22 protein-coding genes are annotated in these 23,757 nt (G+C 48.4%); 3 read left to right on the plus strand and 19 right to left on the minus strand.

Going from position 1 to position 23,757, the window contains the following annotated elements; all coding sequences use genetic code 11:
• Nucleotides 1-11: 11 nt before the first annotated feature.
• The 8 genes from MHB54_RS06630 to MHB54_RS06665 form a co-directional block, all read right to left on the minus strand.
• On the minus strand, nt 12-1,817 hold the full coding sequence (locus tag MHB54_RS06630) for an ABC transporter ATP-binding protein (RefSeq protein ID WP_071559030.1): 1,806 nt from the start codon (nt 1,815-1,817) through the stop codon (nt 12-14).
• Between the two features lie 142 nt (nt 1,818-1,959).
• On the minus strand, nt 1,960-3,456 hold the full coding sequence (locus MHB54_RS06635) for a nucleotidyltransferase domain-containing protein (RefSeq protein ID WP_264454056.1): 1,497 nt from the start codon (nt 3,454-3,456) through the stop codon (nt 1,960-1,962).
• Nucleotides 3,457-3,484: 28 nt separating this feature from the next.
• A complete protein-coding gene (locus MHB54_RS06640; RefSeq protein WP_023987457.1) occupies nt 3,485-3,970 on the minus strand; it encodes a lasso peptide biosynthesis B2 protein in 486 nt (161 codons plus the stop codon).
• 1 nt (nt 3,971) lies between these two features.
• Nucleotides 3,972-4,274 carry a lasso peptide biosynthesis PqqD family chaperone gene (locus MHB54_RS06645; RefSeq protein ID WP_053324868.1) on the minus strand — a complete coding sequence of 101 codons (303 nt, stop codon included), beginning with the start codon at nt 4,272-4,274 and terminating at the stop codon, nt 3,972-3,974.
• Entirely contained in the window at nt 4,261-5,304 is a 1,044-nt protein-coding gene (locus MHB54_RS06650) for a dephospho-CoA kinase (protein ID WP_053324867.1), read from the minus strand. Before MHB54_RS06650 ends, MHB54_RS06645 begins: the two co-directional genes overlap by 14 nt.
• 189 nt (nt 5,305-5,493) lie before the next feature.
• Nucleotides 5,494-5,622 (minus strand): paeninodin family lasso peptide, encoded by a 129-nt coding sequence (locus MHB54_RS06655; protein WP_023987454.1) that lies wholly within the window; start codon nt 5,620-5,622, stop codon nt 5,494-5,496.
• 52 nt (nt 5,623-5,674) lie between these two features.
• A complete protein-coding gene (locus MHB54_RS06660; protein WP_076157926.1) occupies nt 5,675-7,600 on the minus strand; it encodes an asparagine synthase-related protein in 1,926 nt (641 codons plus the stop codon).
• On the minus strand, nt 7,597-8,865 hold the full coding sequence (locus MHB54_RS06665; RefSeq protein WP_264454057.1) for a sulfotransferase family protein: 1,269 nt from the start codon (nt 8,863-8,865) through the stop codon (nt 7,597-7,599). The genes MHB54_RS06660 and MHB54_RS06665 overlap by 4 nt, the downstream gene beginning before the upstream one ends.
• A 213-nt stretch (nt 8,866-9,078) precedes the next feature.
• Between MHB54_RS06665 and ligD the strand changes: the two genes are divergently transcribed.
• Entirely contained in the window at nt 9,079-9,981 is a 903-nt protein-coding gene (gene ligD / locus MHB54_RS06670; RefSeq protein ID WP_013309189.1) for a non-homologous end-joining DNA ligase, read from the plus strand.
• 69 nt (nt 9,982-10,050) lie between these two features.
• Here ligD and MHB54_RS06675 read toward each other — a convergent pair whose 3' ends face one another.
• Both MHB54_RS06675 and cls read right to left on the minus strand, forming a co-directional pair.
• Nucleotides 10,051-10,995 carry a YitT family protein gene (locus MHB54_RS06675; RefSeq protein ID WP_023987451.1) on the minus strand — a complete coding sequence of 315 codons (945 nt, stop codon included), beginning with the start codon at nt 10,993-10,995 and terminating at the stop codon, nt 10,051-10,053.
• Between the two features lie 195 nt (nt 10,996-11,190).
• Complete coding sequence (cls, locus tag MHB54_RS06680) at nt 11,191-12,621, minus strand: cardiolipin synthase (RefSeq protein ID WP_028543093.1); 1,431 nt, start codon at nt 12,619-12,621, stop codon at nt 11,191-11,193.
• A 146-nt stretch (nt 12,622-12,767) separates the two neighbouring features.
• Here cls and MHB54_RS06685 point away from each other — a divergent pair, with 146 nt between their 5' ends.
• Together MHB54_RS06685 and MHB54_RS06690 are read left to right on the plus strand one after the other, a co-directional pair.
• The gene (locus tag MHB54_RS06685) at nt 12,768-13,799 is read left to right on the plus strand and encodes a M23 family metallopeptidase (RefSeq protein ID WP_028543094.1); all 1,032 of its coding nucleotides are present in this window, start codon (nt 12,768-12,770) and stop codon (nt 13,797-13,799) included.
• Nucleotides 13,800-13,844: 45 nt separating this feature from the next.
• Nucleotides 13,845-14,306 (plus strand): bactofilin family protein, encoded by a 462-nt coding sequence (locus tag MHB54_RS06690; protein ID WP_053324862.1) that lies wholly within the window; start codon nt 13,845-13,847, stop codon nt 14,304-14,306.
• Between the two features lie 39 nt (nt 14,307-14,345).
• Here the strand turns inward: MHB54_RS06690 and MHB54_RS06695 are convergent, their stop codons facing one another.
• From MHB54_RS06695 to MHB54_RS06735, 9 genes are all read right to left on the minus strand, one after another.
• Nucleotides 14,346-15,431, minus strand: coding sequence for an AI-2E family transporter (locus tag MHB54_RS06695; protein ID WP_023987447.1), 1,086 nt, complete (start codon nt 15,429-15,431; stop codon nt 14,346-14,348).
• Nucleotides 15,432-15,673: 242 nt separating this feature from the next.
• Nucleotides 15,674-16,456: an ABC transporter permease gene (locus MHB54_RS06700; protein WP_071559036.1), complete on the minus strand. Its 783-nt coding sequence runs from the start codon at nt 16,454-16,456 to the stop codon at nt 15,674-15,676.
• Nucleotides 16,449-17,369 carry an ABC transporter ATP-binding protein gene (locus tag MHB54_RS06705; RefSeq protein ID WP_023987445.1) on the minus strand — a complete coding sequence of 307 codons (921 nt, stop codon included), beginning with the start codon at nt 17,367-17,369 and terminating at the stop codon, nt 16,449-16,451. The genes MHB54_RS06700 and MHB54_RS06705 overlap by 8 nt, the downstream gene beginning before the upstream one ends.
• A gap of 109 nt (nt 17,370-17,478) precedes the next feature.
• Nucleotides 17,479-17,970 (minus strand): hypothetical protein, encoded by a 492-nt coding sequence (locus tag MHB54_RS06710; protein WP_023987444.1) that lies wholly within the window; start codon nt 17,968-17,970, stop codon nt 17,479-17,481.
• 131 nt (nt 17,971-18,101) lie between these two features.
• On the minus strand, nt 18,102-19,079 hold the full coding sequence (locus MHB54_RS06715; RefSeq protein WP_023987443.1) for an LCP family glycopolymer transferase: 978 nt from the start codon (nt 19,077-19,079) through the stop codon (nt 18,102-18,104).
• A gap of 14 nt (nt 19,080-19,093) precedes the next feature.
• The gene (locus MHB54_RS06720) at nt 19,094-20,434 is read right to left on the minus strand and encodes a UDP-glucose dehydrogenase family protein (RefSeq protein WP_264454058.1); all 1,341 of its coding nucleotides are present in this window, start codon (nt 20,432-20,434) and stop codon (nt 19,094-19,096) included.
• Nucleotides 20,435-20,484: 50 nt separating this feature from the next.
• Nucleotides 20,485-21,294 (minus strand): WecB/TagA/CpsF family glycosyltransferase, encoded by an 810-nt coding sequence (locus MHB54_RS06725; RefSeq protein ID WP_264454059.1) that lies wholly within the window; start codon nt 21,292-21,294, stop codon nt 20,485-20,487.
• Nucleotides 21,272-22,513 carry a glycosyltransferase family 4 protein gene (locus MHB54_RS06730; RefSeq protein WP_075153891.1) on the minus strand — a complete coding sequence of 414 codons (1,242 nt, stop codon included), beginning with the start codon at nt 22,511-22,513 and terminating at the stop codon, nt 21,272-21,274. Before MHB54_RS06730 ends, MHB54_RS06725 begins: the two co-directional genes overlap by 23 nt.
• Nucleotides 22,510-23,742: a glycosyltransferase family 4 protein gene (locus MHB54_RS06735; RefSeq protein ID WP_264454852.1), complete on the minus strand. Its 1,233-nt coding sequence runs from the start codon at nt 23,740-23,742 to the stop codon at nt 22,510-22,512. Before MHB54_RS06735 ends, MHB54_RS06730 begins: the two co-directional genes overlap by 4 nt.
• Nucleotides 23,743-23,757: the final 15 nt, after the last annotated feature.

Below are 23,757 nucleotides of genomic sequence, written 5' to 3' on the forward strand. Positions count from 1 at the left end.
GAAAAGTCTGGTTAAGGGGTGGCGGTGACACTGCTTTGATACGATAGTAGCTGACTGAACGCCCCCCGCTCCTCTTGTTCCAGTTGGTGGTAGTTCCCCTGCTGTATGACCTCGCCTTGATCCAGTACGACAATTTGATCCGCATGTCTGATGGTTGACAGGCGGTGAGCAATGACGATCAACGTCATTTGACCTTTCATCCGTTCCAGTGCTGCCTGAATTGCGGCTTCATGCTCACCATCCAGCGCACTTGTCGCTTCATCTAGTATAAGTACCGAAGGATGATGCAAGACAGCCCGTGCTAATACTAGCCGTTGACGTTCTCCTCCAGACAGACGAATCCCGCGATCTCCAATTACTGTGTCCAGCCCTTCGGGCAATCTGGATACAAAGTTGTCTGCGGCGGCAAAATGTAACGCCTCCCATAGCTGCTGCTCACTAGCATCCTTATCTGCCAGCATCAAATTTTCGCGGACAGTCGCGTGAAATAAAAATGGGTCTTGTGACACGTAGCCAAACGACTGCCGCCACTGGAGCAACAATTCGTCGTCCAGAACAAGCCCGTCTATTGTAATCTGCCCCCCAGTTGGACGTAAAAAACCCATCAGGACATCGACCATTGTACTTTTACCTGCTCCCGATTTCCCTACAATGGCTGTCATTCCCCGAGCGGGTATGAACAAGTTAATTTGACGCAGCGCAGACTCTGCTGCACCATCGTAGCGATAATCCAGATGGCTGCATTCGATCCCATGACGAAGGGACAGGGGTTGCCGTACAGATGCAGATACAATCAATGACGGATCTGTGAAAGCTTCGCACTCCTGTTGCACCTTGGTGACACTCTCAAAAGCGGAGATCATAGACATGATGTATTCCAGACTCGCTTGAATAAGAGCAAATCGGGGCCATAAGCGTGAAAATATAAGAATCAGCACAATCAGTTTTTCAGGAGTAACATGCAGCCACTGCAGCGATGTAAATATGACACAAGCGACAAAAACAGCTGCCGCTGTACGATGAAAAAACTGTGTGGTCGCATTTTGCCGGACAAATTGGGTCGTATTATCCTCCATGCGTTGTGTCAGGGAGCGAAACCAATGGATATTCGCCGCTTCCAACAGATTGCTTTTAATATCTTTCATGCCGTTCATGTGATCCGTAATCCCAGCAAAATAAACCTGCGACAGCTCAGTGGTACGATCACCTAATTGTTTGGCATTTCGAATGGAGCGGCGGAACACGACAAACAGCCCCAATCCACTCAGAAATACCAGCCCGGTTAAAGAGGGGGATAACCAAAAAGCCAACGCAATCTGGATCATCGTAAACATGACAGCAGTAGTCAGTTGAAGAAGCAAATTCGTTCCCTGACTGACACGCGCCAGCTCGGTCGTCATCACATGGCTAAAATCAGATTTACGCTGACGCAAATAAAATGCCCACTGCGCCTTCATAAAGGAAGTGTACACGTCTATTCGCAAAGAGCGCATAAAACGCTGCTGAATCCGCGAATTCAGGATGGATTGGTAACGCTGAAGCAAAGCCTGCCCTGTAAGCAGCACTATAAAAACCATCAACATCCCCGGCAACAGCCAGCTTTTAGGAATGAACGGCAAAAAATGTTCCAATCCACCAGACAGAAATGGCATCCCTGAATGACCAACAAATACGCCGATAGCCGCCAGCATAGGAACAAGCATATAAATGCCAAAACCCTCCAGCAGGCTGACAATGATCATACATCCAATATTGAGAAATAACGCACCGCCGTTCACGCTATACAGCTTTGTCATATATAATCGCAGGTGAACCATAATGCACACTCCTTATCCAGGATTTTGAAAAATTCGATTCCAGTCGCTCCAAAGTGCAATATATAGACGAACTAGACCATTTCGATCTATATATTGTTCATTGAAAGTCGCTTATTGGATTTTTGCAAAATCCTCTATCGAGTCAGTGCTTTGAAAATCGCCGCTTCAGCCAAAGAAATGGACGTAAAGGGATATACAAAAAATGCAGCTGGCGAGGCAGTGGAAAAACGGCCGAATCCCCCGTAGAAGGAAACAAACGGCTGATGAGGTACCATAGTCTGTGTCTTGGCTCTTTTAAGGAAAGCAAGTAAGTGCGGCTGACCGGCTGATGGGCAGCCGCCGTGTTTCTGGTCATGACTTGGCTGGAGGCGACAGCTGGAGTAATGGGGGCACAACTGGTAGCAGTGCTCATCGGGCTATGATCGGCGTTACTGGCATCTTCCGTGATGCTAGTAACGCCACTGGTGGCAAGCATGGCTGCTTCGCCACAGGTACCGCATACCGAAGCACCGCCATCCGGAGGGGCGGCCTCCGCTTGCTCCGCCAAAGCTCTGCTATGCAGCAGCTCTGATGGAGCAAGCCTACCTGTACTCGGCCCGTGGGCAATCGGGTACGGTGCGGGAACGCTGGCCTGCATGAAGGCCAGCGCGCTCAGCGCGAGCCTGTGCGCCTGCCGGGTAGCCGATGCCGGACGCATCGGCTCCGGTATCGGCGTACCCAACAGCGCAGCGGCGAGTGCCCAAGCCTGCCCCCCAGCAGGCAGGCCCCCGTAGCGGCACATCATCGGCAGTAGCGCCTCCCAATCGACAGCACATACCGCAAGCCTGTCGATGTCAACCAGCCAGCGTAGCCTGAACCAGCCGTGACGCGCACCATGCGCGCTCAAGTACAGAAATTGATGCTCGCTGCTCAGCGTATACATACAGGACGTCATCACAGTCCTGTTGTCGGCAGGTCCCAACAATACCTGCCGACTGGTTCCTGCAGCTTTGCCCATTTTCCGGCAGTTCCACAGCTCGTCAAAAGAGGGTTCCCCACCCCCATCCGGGTGAAGCCGCCAATGCAGCTCAATCTCTACCCGTTTTTGCGGATGGAGGTAGGATGCATGATGGTCCTTCCATTTCCAACTTCCAAGGACACGCACTTCTCCGCTCTTGGACGCATATCCGGCTTCCTTCATCCAATGCTCAGCCTCATCCATATCGTCAGGGGCAATGAGTAAATCTATATCCTTGGAGGTACGCAGAGAAACATCCCCGTACAATTGCTGCGCCAGAGCAGGACCCTTCAACATAAGCACACGAATTCCATGAGCTATGAGCAGCCTGGTCAGACGCTCGGCTTCTGCTTGAAGATGGAGCATGCGAAGCGTGTTTCGATGATACTGCGCCTGAAGGTTTCGCAACAATTCTACGGGAATGAACGGATGATTCAATGTTTTCAGCTGGAGATACACCGTAGGTACCACTCGATGGTGCTCGGTCAGACGTAAAAAGCGGACCCAATCCATCTCACGCAGCTGGGTAGCAGCAGTCTTATCCTGCCAATGAGAAACGTCTTTCCCCAATAGAGAGAATAACAACGTTAATTCTTGATCCTCATTCCAATTCGCAAGTTCCAAAACAGACTTGGTGGGCATGCATTCTTCTCCTTCTTGTCTCATCGCATTAAAGTAAAGAACTACCTTTATCTGCCATCTTTGTATTTGTATCCGTCACAGCACGTCTCCCGAATATCCCCACCACCGTAAATGCTTCCATCTCCCGTTTCCCCGTAACATAAATCGGTCCGCTACGTACCCATGCATGTGCGGCCAAGCGTCCAGCGGCATTTTTGGCTGTGCCCAGATACAGCGTGCAGTCCAGTTTTCTGCGCCCCAGCAACGTCATCGCCGCAGCGGCTTGTACAAGACAACTACTGCGCCAAGGAGTATAACGGCTTGCCAGCTCCACAGCGTGCGAAATCTGCTTAATGCACTTCTCCTGCCTGACATCACACTTCCATGGAGTTTCTTCCATACATATGCCCCAAACCCTTGAGTAATCCCCAAAAGAACGACGCTGGCGCAACCTCGCCCATCCCAGCTCCAGCCAGGCTTCCGGCAACAATCTCCTAACCTCTGGAGACAGGAGAAGAAGCCGTTGTATCCGCATGTTATACCGACTCCCGTAGAAGCTTCAACAGTCCTTCCCGCTCCAACTCAGCCACAAAGGTATGTACCTGTTGTCTGCACTGTTCCTCGTCCACCTCATATTCATTCGTCAGGACAGTTACGATATCGCCAAGGGAAGGACCGGATTCTGCCAGTTCCCAGATTCGTCCTCCTGTGAAGCCTAAGTTATAATATTTACCAGTGTTAATGCTCATCATCACTTTTTCTCCGTCCATATCACTGACATAGACCTCTTCACCGTAAATGACGCGATAATGGTCTTTAGCTGAATTAGTGGCTGCCATAACTCTTTTCCTCCTTACGAATGATATCAAGTACCCGTTGTACAACCTCGGACGCAGTAAAGACGGAACTATCCCTCAGCAGCCGCCAGCCCTCTACTTTACGAGCCATCCTAGCCGCTGTATCAAACGACCATTCACTCAAACCCATTCGCGGAATAATCACCCTACGATATGTATGTTGTAGTAATGTATGCAAGCACTCCAGAACGTTCAAGGGCTGTTCCGTAACCGCCACTAGCTCCCCTTCGCGCATCAACGCACGGATTGGAGAATCTGCCACAAGCTCGAATACGCCCCCTAAGGGCAGCGGATCGTTAAAAAATTCATCTACGGCGGGTACGGCATATTTATTCAGTTCACCTGCAAGCATACGCAGATCACTGTATTGTGGCATTACAGAATTGTCATCAGTTAGGGACCGTATGTTATTTCTTTTGCGTGCATGCTTGTTCTCCCGTAAAGCCTCCAGTTGGAGCAAGCTATCCAACCCCAGCTTTTGCTGCGGATAAGCTGGATACACGATGGCTGAGGAAGCCGTAGCTTTTACAGCAATCACGTCATCACTAACCATCTGATAACCTGCCTGCCTAAAAGCAGCAGCCAGTGTCGATTTGCCCGTACCCGATTCACCCACAAATGCGTAGGCCCTCCCCCCGATGACGACCGCACTTCCGTGAATAGGTAATATTCGTCTTTGCATCAGCAGAACACCCATGCATGTACCCAGCACAAACAGCCGCACGGTGTCAGGATCGGCCCCGGAGAATATGCTTACTTCGATCTCCTTGCCTTCCCTGACGGCATAAATGGCCGTGCCTGGTATTTGGAACATAAATCGCTCATCTAGCATCACAAAATTGGCCTGCTCCAGCTGACCACTCCATGCAGTTAAATCAGCCTGCCGAATGACTACATCCTCTACTGCTTCCGGTGCTGCCAGGATCAGCTCAGGCAGATTCAGCTCACTGGCAATTCTGAGTCCAAAGGCTATATATTTCGTCCAACTGACATTTGCACTCCTGTCATGCACGATAGGACTCACTCCTCTGTCCTTAAAAATCCCGTCTTTATTTCTTGGGCAATACCTCTAACCCGAAGAAATAAAGACGGCTTTGTATTGAATACGAGTCCAATGGATTATGCTATTCTCGTTCATTCAGTCGTTATCGGACCAGTTTTTTGCTTCCAGCCCAACATCGGCTGCATGTATAACCATGTGTTAGCTTGGATTATGAAGATCGGCATCGTGGTCAGACACCCAGTCAATCTGTTTCCAGCCTTTACCCGCCATAGTCTGGTTAATATCCAGCACCTCTATCGTCGGTTCCTGCCATTCTTTTTTACTCATCTCATCACCTCCCCTCCAACGAATGGCGAACTGTCTGACCGGATAGGTTCGATCAGTTCAATCTACAGAGAAAACGGTACACGATCAGGCTATGCATTAGTAGTCGTATATTCGGATCAGACGCCTGCTCAGGGCGGGGGTGGTGAAGTTTCGCCATAGCCGTCTTAATAAACTCAATATTGAGATATTCGGCGGCTCGTAAATCATGACACATCAGTTGAAGCTCTCCCATAAACGTATCCCAGCAAGGAAGCATTCGATGTAGCCAATCTGCAGGCTGTACACCGCGTACCCGCTGGTTCAACCGAACATCATCAGGTAGATGATCACGCATGGCCGTACGAATGAGGGCACGGTCCCGACCGTTTTGCACATACTGTTCAAAAGGCACCGATAAGCAAAAGCGAATCACTCGGCTGTCTCCGGTCGGATCACGTTCCCACAGGCCATACCGTAGTGAAAGTTTGGTCGCGACCACACCATTTTTGTTAGCAATCGCCAAATTCGAAAATTTCTCTTTTCTCGTCTGATCGGCGTTTTTCATCCAGCCTGTTCCGCTCAATACAGGAATATCTTCTACATGCATCCGTTTGGCAAACTCCGGGTGAATCAGTGAAGGAACGGGACTTCGATTGCTACGCCGCAGCCATGAACGAGATTCAAGCGAAGTCGCCTTTTTCAACATCACAGGGAGTAGATGAGACATACGCCTGCCCGTAAGCTTGCTGTACCGCCACAATCCCTGAAAGGATTGCAACCAGTGCAAACGACGAAACTGCCGGGCATAATAGTCTAGTGCAGGGCCCCATGATACGGTAAAATTGCCTCGTGCCCCGGTTAATAGTACACCGACATTGTGCTCCTGTGCTTTTTCATAAAAACCTCTGATCCAGAAGGAGTTTTCAAAATATTTGTAGGGTGCTTCCATGAGTTCCAGCCAAATATCAATTTCAGAAAACGGACTTTTCCCCTCAAAATCCATATAATTTTCGTGAATGTTGCCTACATAGCGAGCCGTAGACTGAATATAGCTTCGTTCGTTCGCCAGCAATGTAGGCGGTGTCCAGTCTGTAAAATCTTGAACAGGCACATAGCTGTATGCATGCAGCGGCTTTTGTTGCAGGTGCAGCGATGGCGCGGCAAAGCTGGCAACCGCCCCGGAATCCAGCCCTCCGCTCAAGGCAGCCCCTACAGCACGATGCGTCCGTAGTCGGGCAGTGACCGCCTGTGTGAACACCTCGCGGAAAGCTTCTATGTACTCGCCCCCTGTTTTGAGCCGCAGTGGCTCTACCTCATCCAGACATGCATATTTATGAAGGGTTCGCTTCCCCTCCTCCATAGTGAACCAATGTGCAGGAGGAAGCTGGTTGATATGCTTGTATGCAGTCGTTCCGATATCGACGGATTCCTGCATGGCACGGATGGACAAAAATTCGGCCAGCCACGGTTCATGCAGTTCTTTTCGCAGAGAGGACAGGGCCAAAAGTGGAGCGACTACCGTGCTAAACGCGAATCCTCGGTCATGTTGGTAGATGTACAGCGTACGATTTCCTGTCATATCTCGAGCACCATATAATCGATGTTCCTTGGCATCCCAAATGACAAAGGCAAAATCACCTATCAGATAACTGGCTGCTTCCACTCCCCATTTGTCATATGCCAGCAAAATCAGCTCGCTGTCCGTGATATCTTGCCGCCGTTCCTGCTCAACTCCCAGCCGTTCAAACAGCTCGGAACGATTGTCAATAATCGCATCCGCCGTGATTGCCAAATCTCTTAGCTCATCATAGAAGGGAAGACGCTCATGAACAGATTCCGGGGTCACATGCTGGGCATGACAACCCAAAAATATTGAGCCTTCGCACCAAGCGCATACGCGGTCAGCGGGATATTTTCGCAGGGCTTGCATCATTTTCCCGCCTTCTTCGGTGCTTACGGACTCATGTCCAAAGCTATAGATTCCGGCAATCGCACTCACGTTCTTCCCCCTTTTTCTTTTCCTATGCTTGATAACGCTACAGACGCCAAGCGCCCGAGCTTACGGGCAAAGAGGCTGCGAGATCGGAGACCTTGATTTGGGCGTTGATAGCTTTGGAGCTGAGCGATAAGACGGTTCCGCTCCTCATAGCTATGTGCCAACCTGTTTTCCAGTGATTGGATCCGCCGATCGTTCACGATCTGGTCCACCTCCATCCTTGCCAGATCTTGAGGTACAGTATGACGGGTTGCATTTATCACAAGTTCTCTGTTATCTGCATCCCGGTCTTCCAGCATCCGATAAGCTGCCTTCCATTCAAAGCCGCTTTGTTGGAGAAATTGTTGTGTACGTTGACTCAGCAGCTCTATATCCGGCTCATCTTCAAAGCGGACTCCAGTCATCTGCTCAGCCTGCTCCAACGCTTCCGCGTACCCAAGCTGCCTAAACATGCGGGACCCAATGCTTCTGCAATACAGCTCAATTTCCGTTTTACTCAACAAATGTTGCCAGCTATGTACCGAATCCTGATGCGCCTGCTCATGCTCTCCTACGAATGGATCACCCGCTCCCATACTATAAAAAAGACTGGATTTGGGCGTATCCGCAAAGTCTCCGTACTTTTCCATCCCCGGCTCATACTTGATCCCCAGAAAACTGCACAGCTTCTCGATCTCCATCGTTGGATTGGATACGAGTTGTTCATACCTAAGCGGGTATGCAAGTGGATGAGGTGTAGCAAAATAATGAGCATAACGGAACAAACCAACCGTAATATCCGTCATTTTCATATTAAAATGCGGACTCCCCAGTTCCTCCAGCAGTTGAAAACGTCCATTCCGTAGCTGATTGACCTTTTTGAATGAGGCCACAATGGCTAAAGGATTCCGGATAAGCCACAGCCTGCGGGCATCAGGGAATAAACGGTCTATAAATTCCAGCACCGTATAGTAACGCGGGGATTTGTCGATAAGCATATCTGCTGTAGTTCCTTGAAGCAGACCATTATATATTTCAAGTGCATACGAACGGGAGGCCTGCTCCAATACGTCGGAGGGAACCATACCTTTAAAAAATTGCCGAAGTATCCCTGTTCCTCCATATGGCCGTACATGTGACTGAGGAAGATCATATAAACTGAGCAGAAACCACATTTCCTGTGTGGCAAACAGGCGGGAATGGTTTTGCAAAATGGCGGTAAGCAACGAGCTTCCACTCCGAGGGACACTTAACAGGAATACCAGCCCTCCGCCTTGCTTTTCAATCAAGCAAACTCCTCCTCTACCTCTGCTCAAGACACTTTAATAGATACATATCGTATTTTTATTATAAATTTATGATACATAATGTATCTTGTCAATCCCTTTGATGGATAAATTCAGCACTTCACGTTCATGTTAAACCATATGTAGATCTATAAGCTCAACAATCAGCCTGTAAATAAAGATTTTGCTGCATGTTAGCCCAAGGAGGATAGCACTATGGGACAAGCTGTTAAAGGTACTATTACCATTGAAGGTCAGGAAATTCCTATCACCAACCCGGATAAACCACTGTGGCCTGAAGCAGGCGTGACTAAGGCGCTATATCTTCGCAAGCTCGCGGTATTGGCTCCCTTCCTGCTCAAATATTGCCATCATCGTCTGCTGACCGTCATCCGCTGGCCACATGGGATTCACGGTGATTTTTTTTATCAGAAAAATGCCCCACGTCCTCGGCCGGACTATATTGAAACCGCTCTGCATGATGGTATTGAATATATCGTGCTCGGCAAATTGCCACAACTTCTCTGGCTTGGTAATCAAGCTGCGTTGGAATTCCACCCCTCTCTGCATGAAGCGGGAAGCAAGCTGCCCTGTGAATGGATGATTGACCTTGATCCATCCAGAGAGGTGGAGCCACGTATTATGGAGGCAGCCTCTATTGTCGGTGAAGTACTGGCTTCGCTTGGTTTGGATTCCGTCCCCAAAACTTCCGGGGCCACAGGTGTACAAATTATCGTTCCGATCCGTACAGGCATAACCTTCGACGAACTTCGCAGCATCGGGCTATTAGTTGGACAGTTTGTGACAGAAAAGCACCCGCATCTGTTCACACTCGAACGGTTAAAGAAGGATCGGGGAACAGCCATCTATTTTGATTATTTGCAGCATTATCAGGGGAAAACTCTGGCCGCTCCTTATACCCCGCGGGCACGCCCCGGCGCTACGGTCTCCACTCCGCTAACATGGGAAGAGGTACGGCAAGATGTATCACCACTTGACTACCATTTGCTGAATATTGAAGAACGACTAAACCAGGTAGGTGACTTGATCGACAAGGTTCCTCCCCAGCCCGTAGAAGACGTCCTCAAGCATATGCGCACCAAGGCACACCGAACCTGATCCATGCTTGGAAGAACAAAAAAGGGGACGAACCCCGCAGCCATTAGGCTGAGAAATTGTCCCCTTGCGCTAGTGTATTCCTTTTTTCTTAAAGCGTCCGCCCTTCACATCGTGAATGTTACCGATCGCAACGAAAGCGTGTGGGTCCCAATCTTCAACGATGCTCTTCAGCTTCGCTTCCTCCAGTCGGGTAATGACGACGAAAATCACTTTCTTGCTTTCGCCCGTAAAGCCGCCTTCACCTTCCAGATAAGTTACGCCCCGTCCAAGACGGTCTGTCAGGGCATCCCCAATATCACGGTATTTTTCACTAATAATCCAGACCGATTTGGACTGATCCAGACCCTCAATTGTAATATCAATCATTTTCATGGCGATATAATAAGCAATCATGGAATACAGGGCATTCGGCCAACCGAACACAAAACCTGCACTTCCCAGAATGAAGATATTAACGAACAGTACGATCTCACCGACCGAAAAAGGAGTTTTTTCACTGACGAGAATAGCTACGATCTCTGTTCCATCCAGCGAGCCGCCGGACCGAATCACAAGACCCACCCCAACGCCGAGAATGACGCCCCCAAAGATAGCACCCAATAGTGGTTCGCCAGGAGTCAATGCACTTACATTGTGAAGTAACGCGGTACCGATGGACATCACGATAATGCCGAATAATGTGGATAAAGCGAAGGTTTTACCGATTTGTTTGTATCCGATAAGTAAAAATGGAAGGTTCAACAGGGTCAGGAAAATACCGAGTGGATAGCCAGTAATCTTGGAGGCCATAATGGAAATACCTGTGACGCCTCCGTCGATAACGCCGTTAGGAACCAGAAATATTTCGAGGCCCACTGCCATAAGCGTCGCACCAAAAATAATCATGGCCGCACGCTGAAACAGGCGTTTTGCTTTGTTCTTCGGATTAGCTGGAATTTTGCTGATCTTGGTCAACTCTCCGGTTACATCTGTGATTTCAGACAGATTTTGAACTTCCTTGCTCACTACACTCATATATAAATCCCCCCGTTACAGTATGGTATATTGGACCGAAAAAGGGGCTGCTATCCGCAGTCCCCTCTCCTTTACCGCGCTTGTGTTATATGAATAGTATACCATAAAACTGTGATTTTGCGCAAAAAAGTTAGCAAAGAGCACATAAATCACAATAAAGCGGGATTATATCGATAAAAACGGCGAAAACCGCCTTTAAAGGAGTGGAGAGAGCATGCGAGTTAGAATTTCAGCTATTTTCTGAGATCGAGGCCGTCTGCGGAACACGTTTAAATCTATGCGTGAGGAGTTGGAAATGTCCTCTACAAAATCTTCCGAAAGCCGTTCCAGTGCTGAATTAGCAAAAACTATAGCGGTCAACTCAAAATTATAGAAAAAGCTGCGCATGTCCATATTGGCGGTCCCGACCGAGCCGAGTAAATCATCGACAATCACCACTTTGGCGTGAATAAATCCTTTTCGATATTGGTAGAACTCCACCCCTGCCTCCAGCAATTCTTGCACATAGGATAAAGACGCCAGATGAACCAGCTTCGAATCGGATTGGTAGGGAATAATAATTTTCACATCTACGCCACTGACTGCTGCTAGCTTGAGCGCCTCATAAATCCCCAGATCGGGAATAAAATACGGCGTCGTAATCCAAATCCGCTTTTTGGCAACTGTGAGCGCTCCAAAACACATTTCCTGAATCGTATCCCAAACCTGATCGGGACCGCTGCTCAAAATCTGTACTTCCTCATCCCCAGTGCAGGTATGTGGAGGAAATAAATTCACATCCATCAGCCTTTCCCCTGAGGCCAGCTTCCAGTCGCTAAGAAATGCATTTTGCAGAAAATAGACGCTATCTCCTTCAATCTGCAAGTGCGTATCCCTCCAAAATCCCACTTTGGGGTATTTTCCGAGATAATCGTCGCCTACATTAATCCCCCCCACAAATCCGATCATGCCGTCCACTACCACGATTTTCCTGTGATTGCGATAGTTAATCCGGCGGTCCAACGTGGCGAAAAACGGAGGTAGAAAATAATGAAATTCCACTCCTGCCTCACTACAGGTACGAATAAAGGAATAGGGCAAATGGTAGCTTCCTACACCGTCCACAACGAATCGTACCTTTACTCCCTCACGTGCCTTGCGGATCATGACCTCTTGAAACTTTCTTCCGATTTCGTCGGCACGAAATATGTAAAACTCCACATGGATATGATGTTGTGCATGTTCCATCGCTGTCAGCATAGCCTCGAAGGTTTCTTCACCGTTCGTCAGCACACGTGTGCGATTACATCCAGTCAACGGGTTTTCCGACATACGAATTAACTGGTTAAACAGTCGCTCCTGATGCTTGAAATGAGGATTATGCATTTGCTCCACATGTTCAATCACTTTGGATTGCGCCCACAGACGCTCGCGAAACTCACGAAACAGCTGCGATCCCCCTTTTCGAACCATTTTGCGCTTCTGATAATCCTGTGCAACAAAGTAGTACACGACAAAGCCAATGAGCGGGAAGCAAAACAAAATAAAAAGCCAGGCTACCGCTTTGGACGGCTTGCGAAATTCAAAGAGCAGGATCGTCCCGGTCTGAAAAATAAAAACAATTAAAACCAACAGCAACCACAGCATGTCTAAGCCTCCTTATATATCTCAGGATTTTGCAAAATCCTCATCTACGTTTTATACTAAGCTCCAATTTTTTTGACATGTTTGCCTCTTAAGCTGAATAGATAGTAACCAAGCACTATAGGAGCGATGTCCGGAAAGGAGCGATTATGAAAAAAGGAAGCCTAAATCGCCGGATGACCCTGCTTGTTATTCGGGATGCACAGCAACCGCCCAAGCAGCTACAATGCTCTACAGCCGCTGTCATTCTCGTCCCAACTCTTGTGATCGCGTCTATCTCTACACTCGTGATCGGGCTGCAAATCCATTCTTCCCATATTATCTCCCAAATGGAAACGAATCTTGCTGTCCAGAGTTTGCAGATGGAGGTCACGGTAGCGGACAAGGATGCAGCCATTGGGCGACTACGGCAGGAAGTCATGGAGCTGACGAATCAAGCCACCAATATTCGTGAACGCCTCCAGCGTGTAACGGAGCTGGAACAGCAAATGCAGCAATTCATTCGTAAACACGGAAACTCATCTGCCACAAGTAACCATAAAAAGACCATGACTCCGCTCTCCTGGGATGCTTCCGGCCATATCGGGGGCGAGCTGATCGCAGTGCATGAAAATACTGCCCTCCTAACTCGCCAGGCAATGGATGATTTTCAGGAGATCGAATCTCTGTTGGACACGGTGGAACGTACGGTTCCCCGCTCTATTCAGCAAGCAAATGCCGTACAGCAGAATCTGGAGCGCAAACAAGCCGCACAGCTACTCCAGACTCGTAGACTTGCTCTTGCCGAGCAAGGGAATCCCTCCGTTTGGCCTGTAGGTTCACGGCGAATGACCTCCAGCTTCGGCTATCGCAGCGACCCTTTTACAGGCAGATCTGCCTTCCATTCAGGCGTGGACATTGCCGGACAAACCGGTGATCCTGTCTATGCAGCAGGAGCTGGCACCGTCTTGGAGGCTGCTTCTAGCGGAGCCCGCGGCAAGTGCATCATCATCCAGCATCCTGACGGACTCCAGAGCTGGTATATGCACCTGAGCGGCATGCAGGTGGCTCCGGGGGATCGTGTCCACAAAGGACAGACCATCGGTCTGCTGGGAAGTACCGGGAGAAGCACAGGACCTCATCTTCATTTTCAGATCGTCAAGCATAACCAACCTGTCGATCCATTACTGTATGTACAATGAGGATTTTTGAAAATATTTACAATAAAAGATTGGGGGAAAACCATCATGTTCAAGGAATCCAAAAAAAAGCTCTCCGCCCCAGCTATGGATACACTGCTCGCTAATGGCACCAGCTTTGAAGGTACAGTTGAGGCAGAGGCCAATATTCGGATTGACGGTCATTTTCAGGGCGATATCCGCAGCACTCGTACTGTCGTCATTGGAGAATCTGCTGTTGTACGTTCGGATATCATCGCACAAGACGTCATTCTTGCCGGTAAGGTGTTTGGCAGCATTACTACAGAAGGACGACTGACCATTACGCCGACAGGTGAACTGTACGGAAATACCGCGACCACTGCATTGGTCATTTCTGAAGGCGGTATACTGGACGGCACAATTCAAATGAACCGAACAAAGGATGTAGAGTTGTCAACTTCTACGGATGAGTCAAACGACGAAACCCAATCTAGTTTCAGCAAAAACAAGGAGGATAGCCAAGCCGCTCTGCAATCCGAAGCAGGATAAAGTCAGTATATACTCCTTTAAATCCAGTGCATTCTCCATTCATTCCATAATATCCTCCACTCTGCGTTCCAAAAATAATTGGTACACCTTGCGTATGACGATTTTTCCGCACATATACAATGGAATCACCAAAATGATACCCAGAATCCCGAGCAGGTCGCCACCAACTAACAGTAAAATAACGACAGTCAACGGATGAATATCCAGCTGCTTGCCAAAAACTATAGGTGACAGCCAATTATCCTGAATTTGCTGTGCAGCGATCACCACGACCAGGGACCAGAGTGCCATCGAAGGTGATTCGAGTAATCCAATAATAACCACAGGTATAGAAGCAGCCACTGCCCCCACATAGGGAATAAAATTAAGAAAAATCGAAATAACGGCAAGCAGCAAGGCATAAGGCAAGCCAATAATTAAAAATCCAAGAAACATCATCACACCCAACGCGACATTAATCAGCACCCGACTCACGATAAAGCTGCTGAGTGCACTATCGATATCTTCCATAACCTCCAATGCGTCCTTGTGATATTTTTTTGGAAAGAAGTTTAGCATTTTAGGGCCAAACTTGCTCCCTTCCTTCAGCATGTAATAGAGCAATATTGGAAAGGTAGCCAATACAATAAAAAAGTAGGACACGAACGATACCAGCTTTACCGAATAATCAGACAGTGTCGAAAAAGCTTCGTTCAACGTATCTGACAGTTGTGACAGCGGGTCTTCACCCGGAGGCAGCACTTGTCTCAAGGATTGATTATGCCGCCATTGGCTCAATTGATCAACCAGACTTTTAATGAGCTTCGGCGCATTTTCAAATAAATTGGTAACTTGATCACGCAGCGTAGGCCACACACCCCATGAGAAAACAAACAATAACACTCCAATGACCAAATAAATCAGCAAGATGGAGATAGATCGTTTGATTTTTCTCCGTTCCATTACATCTACAATCGGCCTCAATAAATAATAGAGGAAAAAAGATAGCATCAACGGTACAACCAGCAAGCTGACCAAAGATACGAGAGGACTGAATATAAAGCTTACTTTGGTGCCCAAGTAAATGATGAGTAATAGCATGACAATACCCGTAGTCAGACGAAAAAAACGATTATTTTGCAGCATATCATGCGGCCCCCCTCTATTCTGTTTCTCTCTACCTCTTTAAACGCAAAATGACCCTATTGATTGATTCTTGCTGAAAATAGATTACAATATACCCCTGCACGCAGAATGTGTAGTAAAAATGACATAGATACAGGATAAAATAGTCTTAAATGAGGATTTTGCAAATTCCTGAAATAACAAAAGGACGTCCAAATGCTAGGCATTTGAACGTCCTTTGTGTTACTCTATGGCACTTCGATTTAGGTCGAAACATCCCGTTTTACGAAAACCACCCAGGCAATGGCGATAAAAATCACATAATAAGCGGCCAGCACGGTGAGCGAAAAGGTTAGACTGGAACTTACCGTACCCGGCGGCATATCTAAATATTTTTTCAGATCCATATGCGTAAATAGAACGTATTTGGTCCATTCAAAACGATCTGTGCTGAACAAACCAATCGTGTTATAAACTGTTTTGGTGAACATCATGAACAGTGACAGCCCAATCGCCAAGGCACTGGAACGGAAAACAGCGGACAGCATAAAAGCAAAGGCCATCGTCACGAATAAGGCGATATAGCTATACAAAAAGTTCAGCGTTACATAAGATATCGGATCACTGAACAGTGGAACAGAACCCGCTGGTGCATCCTTGGACAACATCAGCCATGAGGACAGCGTAACCATCAAGATCAAAATGATCGTTCCGAGCAAACTGAACAAAATCACGGATAAATACTTGGACAACAATATTTTGCTGCGAGTCCAAGGTCGGATGAGCAGCAGCTTAATCGTTCCCCAAGTAAATTCACCAGCCACCGAATCAGCGGCTACAATGACCGTAAACGTCGTATTGAGGAAAAATGTAAACAACGTCGTCAACGCAATCCCATCCCACACACTGACCTGATCGGAAACCAGGGAAATCAGCATCGGAATCACAGCAGTGATGACCGCCAGCAATCCCAGCATAATCCATGTGCGCACACGCAGGTAAATTTTCAGATTTTCGTTATGTACCAGCTTGAAGAAATCACCCAATGACCCCGCCTCCCGTCACTTCCAAAAATTGATCTTCCAGCGTACGGGCAACCGGGCGAATCGCATATACTTTAATGCCATTTGCAGCCAGCAGGCTGTTCATCTCTGCAATCTGTTCCCGCTCCAGGTGAAGCAGCAGTTGATTACCTTCGACGCGCCCTGCTCCAGCAAGCGCATAAGCTTGTTCGGCATCATTTACCTCAAAAGCAATTTCCGCCTTCTGCACTTCCTCCCCTGTATTCTTCAGTTGCTTGATATCAACCAGCCGTCCGCTCTGAATAATAGCTACACGGTCGCACATCAGCTCCATCTCGGACAACAAATGGCTTGATACGAATACAGTAATTCCTTCCGTACGGGTCAATTGACGCAAATAATCCCGCAGTTCACGAATACCCTGCGGGTCCAAGCCATTGGTCGGCTCGTCCAGCACAAGCAGCTTCGGTCGATGCAAAATCGCCTGAGCTACCCCAAGTCGCTGCCGCATCCCGAGCGAGTAGGTTTTTACTTTATCGTGAATCCGATTTCCGAGTCCCACCAGACGAATCGCTTCTTCCACGCGCTCTTGGGTCACCCCAGGAGACATTCGCGCAAAATGCTGCAAATTTTGATAGCCTGTCAAAAACTTGTACATCTCCGGGTTCTCAACAATCGCGCCGACATGGGCAACGGCCTTTTCAAAATCGGTATTAATGCTGTCTCCACAAATATGAATATCGCCCTTGCTGATCGAAATCAGGCCAACCATCATACGGATGGTGGTCGTTTTTCCCGCACCATTGGGTCCAAGGAAACCAAATACCTGCCCCGCCGGAACCTCCAGCGTCAGATCATCCACGATCGCTTTTGAGGAAATGATTTTACTCACACCCTCCATACGTATGACGGGAACCTGTCCTGTCGCTTGCTGCATGCTTTGAAACTCCTTCCATCCGGAGTGAAGCTGTGATCCATTTTACTGTACATTTCCGGTTTTGGAAGTATTGTACCATATTTAACCTTTTAGAAACACCACGCAACCTCTATTCCTTGTCCTTGTATATCCAAAGCACCCGCCACTTCTCATCTTCCTGCGTCACATAACAAGGCTGTACGATATCAAAATTACCGAATCGGGTCTTGTAATGCTGAGTGACTGTAATACGGTAAACTTTCCCTAACTCTTCTCCATTCTGATCGGTACGAATGTCATATTCAGCCTGCGGCTCCCCCAGTTCAAACGTGAACGTATCCGTCCCCATATCCTGCATAAAAACGTGCGCACGCTGCTGTACATACGTGGACTTCTCGAATTTCTTTTTCATTTGCGAATGAAAAAGCTCCCATGAGCCTCCGAAATTTCCCGATTGCTCCATAGTGTAGAACTCGTTCAGTGCTTCTACCGCTTGATCGCCCTCGCCTGTAGACATCACCCCATGCAGACCCAGCCACAGCAACCATAACAATCCACATATGATTGCAAAATATAATAGCTTACGGACGAACGCCGAAGCCGCTCTCCTTCTAAACAGCACACATTGCCCCTCCCTCTGTTGGACTATACCGAATTCTCTACAGATGTATGTGGGACAAGCCTTTTTTAGAAGACTTTATAAGAAAATAACGGGTGACCTCCCAATAGGGCACCCGTCTACATAAGGCTTACCTAAGGCGATATGGCCTCGGTAAGCATGTGCTTCTCCAGCACTCCATGGATACGCTGGCGTTCCTGCTCATCCACAATGTAATAATACACACCGTTGATTTTACGCCCATGTCCCTTCAGCTCAACGGTATCCGTCTGCTTGAGGGACGGACCGATCCGGGTCAGGAAGGTGGTCATATCGTCAAAGGTAATGTCTGTGCGAATCTGCTCCCCCGCTGCCTCCAGTATCGGTTTTACCCTCAACAGCCCTTCCTTGCTGATGGACTGGGCAAGAATTTGCTTGAGTAGCTCCCGCTGGCGAGCATTTCTTCCGAGATCCCCACGTGGATCATCAAAACGCATACGGGCGTAGGCCAACGCCTCAGCCCCGTTCAAGTTCAAATTACCCTGCGCAAAATGATGGCCCTCATATTGAAAATCAAGTGGGTTATGAACCTCGACTCCCCCCACAAGGTCCACCATTTTCGCAAACCCTTCCATGTTCATCTGTACATAGTAATCTATCGGATGGTTCAAAAAATGCTCTACCGTACGGATCGACATATCCACGCCCCCAAAAGCAAAAGCGTGATTGATTTTGTCCTCACGCCCCCTGCCGATCAACTCTGTTCGCGTATCACGTGGGATGTTGAACATCAACATAGAGCCTTCGGCAGGGTTAACAGACAAGACGATCATCGTATCCGATCGTCCTGGATCGTGAGGCCGCCGATCTACGCCCAGTACCAGCACGGTGAACGGCTTGAACTGGGAGATGGCTGCCGGATTGGGTGTACTTGATCCAGAGTCTGTATCTACGGATCGCCCTGCTCCGCCCGTTGCAAGGGTAGAAACCGCCCCAGGCTGCACGATGCTGCGCGGATGATACATCGCATTCGCCGCTGTTTTAAAGGAATGATACACATAAGCGGTGTAGGCAGTAGCCCCTACGACCAATAACGCCGCAGCCCCCAATGTCATCTTCAGCCATCGTTTCATATGCAGCCTCCCCTTTACGGATTTACTACAGACTGATAACGATCTACATCCAGATTGTTCATCTGTGGCCTACCGACAGAATAGTATGCAAAGGGGGATTGTCTGATTTGCTCCTCGCTGTACACATTGCGTCCGTCGATCATAATAGGATATTTCATAAGCTCATTCAGCTCACCCAACCCGATATCACCAAACTCTTCCCATTCCGTCAATAGACACAGTGCGTCACATCCCTCTGCCGCTTCTCGTGCGCTATCTGCCCACGTTACTTCCGAGCTGTCCAGCAGTCGGCGGAAGTTAGCGGTAGCGATCGGGTCATATGCACGAATTTGCGCCCCTGCCTCCAGCAGCGACTGCATAATATCCAGCGCCGGGGCATCTCTTACATCATCTGTATTCGGTTTAAAGGCCAGCCCCCATATGCCAATCGTGGATCCTTCCAGATCACCCAGCGCCTCTTTTAGCTTACGAATCACGTTAAAACGTTGCCCCTGATTCACTTCCACCACAGATTTCAGCAGCTTGAATTCATAGTCCACGTTACCAGCAATTTGGATCAGAGCTTGTGTATCCTTGGGAAAACAGGAACCCCCATAGCCGATACCAGCAGACAAAAAGGAGGAACCGATCCGCTGATCCAGCCCCATACCGTGTGCCACGCGTGTAACGTCTGCGCCCACCTTTTCACAAATATTTGCAATCTCATTAATAAACGAAATTTTGGTCGCCAAAAAAGCATTCGACGCGTACTTGATCATCTCCGCCGAACGGATATCCGTGGTTACGATATTTGTCGTCAACGGTTCGTGCAGTGTAGTCAGCACAGTGGACACATGCGGATCGGAAGCTCCGATGATGATTCGATCTGGCTGTAGGGTGTCTATGACTGCTGAACCTTCACGTAAAAATTCGGGAACCGAAGCCACACCAAACGGATAATTTGTGCGGCTCGCAATCCAATTTTGAATACGTTCGTTCGTTCCGACAGGCACCGTGCTTTTGGTGACAATTATTTTGTAGCCATTCATGGCGTCTGCCACCTCGCAGGCGGCTTCTTCAATATAGGACAGGTTCGCTTCTCCGCCTGGCAGCGAAGGCGTACCGACCGCCAAAATAACAATTTCGGCTGCCTCCACCGAAGCAGCCGTATCTGTTGTAAAGCTTAGTCGGCCTTGTTCTACATTATCTTTAATTAGAGCCTTTAATCCCGGTTCATAAATCGGCACCCCACCTGCACGCAGCTGATGAATTTTGTCCTCATTCTGATCTACACAGACGACGGTATTCCCGAGTGCGGCAAAACAGACCCCCGACACCAGCCCGACATACCCTGCACCAATTACACATAACTTCAAAGCAACTCCCCCTTTTACATCTGTCTCATTGCATCCTGCTTTTACCGACTTCACTTCTCTATATCTCTTCCTGCAAGCCGATTATGATAAAGCGTAAGCCGTTTGTTTTGCCGATAAGACTTTAGAAAACGGTATACATACGTCGGATTGTTATAGGCATACCTCTTCCATAATCGCTTCGGTTCACAGATCAGACGGTACAGCCACTCCAGCCCCAGCTTTTGTATCGCTAGTGGCGGTCTACGAACCTTTCCAGTGATATAGTCAAAGGCCGCCCCTACTCCAATCATCACGCCACGGATGCGGTCTTTGTTTCGATACATCCATATTTCCTGCTTCGGGCAGCCTAAGCTGACAAATATGATATGCGCGCCGGACGCATTGATTTCATCAATGATCCGCTCCTCCTCATCTGGGTGAAGCTCACGAAATGGTGGTGAAAAGCTGCCCGCGATGCGGATTCCGGGGTAATCCTGTCCTACTCTTTCTTTTAAGCTATCCAGCGTATCTGGCGTACTGCCGTAAAAATATATACTTACCTTCGTCTGTGGCGCACGTTCGCACAACTTGAGCATCAGGCTGGGACCATCTACCCGATCCTGACGCTCAAATCCGTACAGCTTAAGCGCCCATACCAACGGCATACCGTCCGGAGTACACAAATCGGCTTGAGTGAGCGCTTTGTGGAACTCGGAATGATTCCCGGCTGTGACAATGGAATGCGTGTTGCAAATACATACATAGCCGTCCTTTCGTTCGACTGCCCATTGTTCCAGCATGTGTACCGTCTCCTGAAACGTAAGTGCTGCAATATCTGCATCCGCAATCCTTCCGACTCTATATTGGGGCAGCTGTTTCATAATCACGCTCCTCCATCGCCTCGCTATATATCGCCATCAGCTGCTTTACATTCACTTCTTCCGTATAGCGTGCAGCATAATTTTCCGACACCTTCTGTCTCATAGCTGCATAGTTTTCATAGGCTACTGCACAGCGAATCACAGTCTTTATATTTTCCAAATCATCATGTTGAAAATGGAAACCCGTCACCCCGTCCTCCACGACTTCCTCCAGTGCGCCGAGCCGGCTGCATAATACCGGGGTTCCAACAGAAAAAGACTCTACAATGGTCATGGGAAATCCTTCATACCAAATGGAAGGTACCATGACATACATGGCCCGGCTCATGCAATCCAGTACCGTGTCTCCATCCTGCTTACCGAGAAACCGAACATCTTCCTGCGGATAAGCAGCGGCCAATTCAGCCTTTTCCGGACCATCCCCAATGATGACCAGTCTAAATCCCCCCCGATCTTCCAACTGCGACCAGGCTTGCAGCAGATTGCGAACCCCTTTTTCAGCAGAAATCCGCCCCACGAACAACAAATAACGATCATTCGGGTCATACTGGGTTTTCACTTTTTTATGATGGATAAAATTCGGCTTTACCGCGATACGATCCAGCGGAATACCGCTTTCGGCAAATTTGTCCCGTGCAAATTCTGTCAGCGCAATATAGCGACTTACCTTGTGCTGCCATGTGCCGATCAGATCGTTGAACTTAATCATCGCCGCCACCGGAATCGTCTGAAGCTGTGAACCTCGATAGCATCCATGACGGATGGAGTGCAGTAGCGTGCCGTGCAGGCATTTTTCACAAACCTTATTCCCTCGCATAAAGGTTGCCGCCGGACAAATCAGCCTGTAATTATGCAGTGTCTGGACAACCGGAATCCCCAGCCGTTCACAAGCATGATAGACCGAAGGAGATATAACTGGGAAAAAATTATGCACATGCACCACATCCGGCTTCACCTGTAAAAGCAGCTTCTTAATTCTTTTGAATTCCGGCAGGGACCATGCCGCCTCTACTGCCAGCTTTGCCATGTTCGCTAGCCCTCTGCTTTGAATACTGTCGTTGTGCACATAGTAATGCTCTGTCTCTATTCCTCTGGAACGCAGCATAGCCGATTCTTGCTCGACAACCTTGTCTTCTCCCCCGCTTTGCTGATAAAAGTTATGGATGATCAGCACCTTGCTTACAGGAGGGTTCATCTGTCTGCTGACCTGTTGGCTCACGTGGCTGCCCCTCTTTCCTGCGTTGATTGCATAACGTGGTTAGAATTCCCGGGCTTGATCCCTTGATGGCTTACTATTTCATCTGCGATGCGATCCCACGACATACGCTCGACCGTAAGGAAGGCCTTCTCCGCCATACTTCGTCTCAGCTCAGCATTATCCAGCAAAGCGCCTATTCGACCAGACCATTCCTCTTCTGAAAAGCTTCTCAGCATGACTCCGCTCACTCCGTCCTCAATCAAGGTAACCGAGCCCCCGTTTACCGAAGAGATAATCGGAACGCGAAACAGCATGCTTTCCAGCAGCACCATACCAAAAATATCGTATTGGGTTGGAAACAGCATCACATCCGCCGCTCCATAAACCTGCCACAGATGACGTTGCTCCACTCTTGAAAAATGTATAATACTGTCCGTTATTCCCAGTTCATGAGCATATGTCCAATAGCGGTCTGTGTCCGTCTTCCGTCCATTCCCGACCATTAACAAAAGGCAGCTAGGATGCTTTTGGAGTACCCTTTTGAACGTACTCAGCATAAAACGTATATTTCTCCGTTCCTCCAGTACACCAACATACAGTAGCACCGGACGATCTCCGATTCGACGCAGCTCATTCGCGACCTCACGGTTTTCCTCACGTTCTCCGCTTATGTCTTCACTGTTGTTACTGGTGTCACTGTCGAATGCTCTCTCTACTTTACTGCGATCCAGTCCGACTCCAATCGTAACCACGTTGTCAAAACCTTTATTCTCCAGATAGCGCTTGGCGAGATCGGATTTGACATAGGTACGGCTTAGAGATTTTGCTACCTTCGGCAGCAGCATAATATCGTACAGTTTGCGGATCAGCGCGTGCGTGTTATCCCGGTATGGGCCGTGATACAATGCCAGCTTATCAGGACATTTGCGAGAAAGCAGATAGGTCATGATCTGGTTGTATTCTGTAGTAATGACCAGACCATAAGCATCCAGAAAAGAATCTTTGAGAACATCTCTGTAGATGCTGTTGCTTAAGAACTTAAACCCATGGAGCCAGATAATACGCAAGGTGCATCCTTCGTGACGGTAGACCTGTTCCAGATGGGTTTCTTTACGATCGTTGTAGTAAACAATATCGCAATCATAGCCTTTTCGAACGAGTGCTTTGCCCAAACCGACTTCCTGTAAATTGTATGAGTCCCCGTTCACCTTGCTAGCAAAATTGCGGAGATACAATATTTTTTGAATCATCATCAGGGCTCCTGC

It is taken from the genome of Paenibacillus sp. FSL M7-0802, assembly GCF_038004945.1.
Classification (GTDB): Bacteria; Bacillota; Bacilli; order Paenibacillales; family Paenibacillaceae; genus Paenibacillus; species Paenibacillus polymyxa_B.

What these genes read in the sequence shown, in the direction of transcription:
- MHB54_RS06715 (WP_023987443.1), bottom strand. Translation starts at nt 19,079, where the DNA reads ATGAAACGATGGCTGAAGATGACATTGGGGGCTGCGGCGTTATTGGTC.
- MHB54_RS06705 (WP_023987445.1), bottom strand. Translation starts at nt 17,369, where the DNA reads ATGCAGCAAGCGACAGGACAGGTTCCCGTCATACGTATGGAGGGTGTG.
- MHB54_RS06685 (WP_028543094.1), top strand. Translation starts at nt 12,768, where the DNA reads ATGAAAAAAGGAAGCCTAAATCGCCGGATGACCCTGCTTGTTATTCGG.
- MHB54_RS06655 (WP_023987454.1), bottom strand. Translation starts at nt 5,622, where the DNA reads ATGAGTAAAAAAGAATGGCAGGAACCGACGATAGAGGTGCTGGATATT.
- cls (WP_028543093.1), bottom strand. Translation starts at nt 12,621, where the DNA reads ATGCTGTGGTTGCTGTTGGTTTTAATTGTTTTTATTTTTCAGACCGGG.
- MHB54_RS06735 (WP_264454852.1), bottom strand. Translation starts at nt 23,742, where the DNA reads ATGATTCAAAAAATATTGTATCTCCGCAATTTTGCTAGCAAGGTGAAC.
- MHB54_RS06645 (WP_053324868.1), bottom strand. Translation starts at nt 4,274, where the DNA reads ATGGCAGCCACTAATTCAGCTAAAGACCATTATCGCGTCATTTACGGT.
- MHB54_RS06690 (WP_053324862.1), top strand. Translation starts at nt 13,845, where the DNA reads ATGTTCAAGGAATCCAAAAAAAAGCTCTCCGCCCCAGCTATGGATACA.
- MHB54_RS06640 (WP_023987457.1), bottom strand. Translation starts at nt 3,970, where the DNA reads ATGCGGATACAACGGCTTCTTCTCCTGTCTCCAGAGGTTAGGAGATTG.
- MHB54_RS06630 (WP_071559030.1), bottom strand. Translation starts at nt 1,817, where the DNA reads ATGGTTCACCTGCGATTATATATGACAAAGCTGTATAGCGTGAACGGC.
- MHB54_RS06725 (WP_264454059.1), bottom strand. Translation starts at nt 21,294, where the DNA reads ATGAAACAGCTGCCCCAATATAGAGTCGGAAGGATTGCGGATGCAGAT.
- MHB54_RS06695 (WP_023987447.1), bottom strand. Translation starts at nt 15,431, where the DNA reads ATGCTGCAAAATAATCGTTTTTTTCGTCTGACTACGGGTATTGTCATG.
- MHB54_RS06635 (WP_264454056.1), bottom strand. Translation starts at nt 3,456, where the DNA reads ATGCCCACCAAGTCTGTTTTGGAACTTGCGAATTGGAATGAGGATCAA.
- MHB54_RS06675 (WP_023987451.1), bottom strand. Translation starts at nt 10,995, where the DNA reads ATGAGTGTAGTGAGCAAGGAAGTTCAAAATCTGTCTGAAATCACAGAT.
- ligD (WP_013309189.1), top strand. Translation starts at nt 9,079, where the DNA reads ATGGGACAAGCTGTTAAAGGTACTATTACCATTGAAGGTCAGGAAATT.